3 protein-coding genes are annotated in these 1,590 nt (G+C 45.3%); all 3 read right to left on the reverse strand.

All coding sequences use genetic code 11. The features are described 5' to 3' along the window. A partial coding sequence (locus ACTHO6_RS21110; RefSeq protein WP_440243800.1) for a helix-hairpin-helix domain-containing protein occupies positions 1-692 on the reverse strand: 692 nt, incomplete at its 3' end. A 297-nt stretch (positions 693-989) separates the two neighbouring features. After that, positions 990-1,163, reverse strand: a complete 174-nt coding sequence (locus ACTHO6_RS21115) for a DUF6906 family protein (RefSeq protein WP_396136119.1) — start codon at positions 1,161-1,163, stop codon at positions 990-992. 30 nt (positions 1,164-1,193) lie between these two features. Next, positions 1,194-1,590 (reverse strand): hypothetical protein (locus ACTHO6_RS21120; protein WP_440243798.1); only part of this gene is annotated, 397 nt, incomplete at its 5' end.

The following is a 1,590-nucleotide window of genomic DNA, read 5'->3' on the forward strand; positions in this document are numbered from 1 at the left end:
TCTGGAATGAAGCAATGGCCAAAATCGAAGCACATCTTTTTCAGAACATAATCCACACAGGATTCAATCCGGAACATCGAATTGGGCATGATGCCTATTCTTTTTGCGATTTCGTCTGCCTTAAGAAAGCCGATGAGATCCAGTTTGGTGAGCTGGTACGGATTCCGCTTGATAATGTCCAGCGTGTTGGAGCCAAACTCTTTGTAGGCCTTCACGACAATACTTGTACTTATACCGTACTGTGACAGCTCCATCATGATCTGTTGAACCTCAAACGATGCCCGGACACTGGAGACAATAGAAGATGCCTTTTGCTGACCAATTCCACGGATCGGCAGCAAGCAGGCTTCTCCGTCTTTCATGATAATATCTAATGCGTTCTCACCAAGGACATCAATAATCTGCTTGGCTCTTTTCTCTCCGCAGCCTTTCACCAGGGACGAAGAGAGGAAAGCAATCACCTGTTCCTTGCTTTTCGGAATCGGACGTTCCCAACGCTCGACACGGTACTGTTCGCCAAACTGGGGATGTTTAAACCAATCGCCGTAAACCGTGATTTTCTCGTTTGGCTCTACCCCATAAATAGTCCCGATGATGGTAATTTCTTCGCCATCGTCTTGCTTAAGAATGGCAACAATGAAGTCGTTGTTCGGTTGCCGAAACTTATAACGGACTAATGTTCCGGTTTTCACACTCAATGTTACACCTCCTCGTTGTGTCACTTTTTTGATATAGTAGTTTTAAGTTTGGTAACGAAATCAACTCGGGTTACAGGCTTACACTATGGATCAAACAACATGACCTCATCTCTCCCCCCAATAAAACATAATAAACAATGTAACAAGCCAAAGGATGCCAGCTATTATTTTCGCTCGTTTAAACGAATCCATTGTTATCTGCCTCCATTGTTTTTACTTCAACAAGAAGTACAGCTCAAATAATGCAAGCTAATATCCACCAAGTGGATGAAATGTTGTCCACAGGGCAATTTAACTCGCATCTGAGCTCCTCTTGAGCGATAATGCTAATGTTTGTTTTGTCCGCCGATGAACGAGCAGCCACATATCGGGCAGTTTTTTGCTTAGCAGCCAATCCTTCGGATTAAGGTCACAGCTAAGAAGTACGAGTTTTTGCGTTCGTGTCAAGTTTTTCCCGTTTTTCAATGTCTCAACTCCTTCTCCTTAATTCCACCGTCAAGCCACTGATCCCCGATGCCTCATATCTTCTTCAATCAGTACCGGCAGCCACTTGATTAGCCATTCTGTCGGGATGAACACGTTGGGTTGGATCGCCTGGGGCAAGTGTCGCTTAATCAAATCAAGAACAAAGTCGTAAGAGAGAGAAAGGACCCGCTTGGGTTTTCGACCGATCTCCCTTTCCTCTATCCTCTGCCCAATCGAACTCACTTTTTGTTTGAAGCGATCCACCATCTCCTTGAAAGACACGCACTTACGAACCACGTTTTCAGCCTTGGCTTCTTCAACTGCAGCCTGGATCTCAACCGCCTGAACAGTGTCAGTCTCTTTTTCAGGTAACACCAGGCGAATCTCCGGCTCCAATTCTGTACCGAGATTACGAGCCATGCGTTCC

This window comes from Brevibacillus sp. SAFN-007a, assembly GCF_051967035.1.
In the GTDB taxonomy this organism is placed as follows: domain Bacteria; phylum Bacillota; class Bacilli; order Brevibacillales; family Brevibacillaceae; genus Brevibacillus.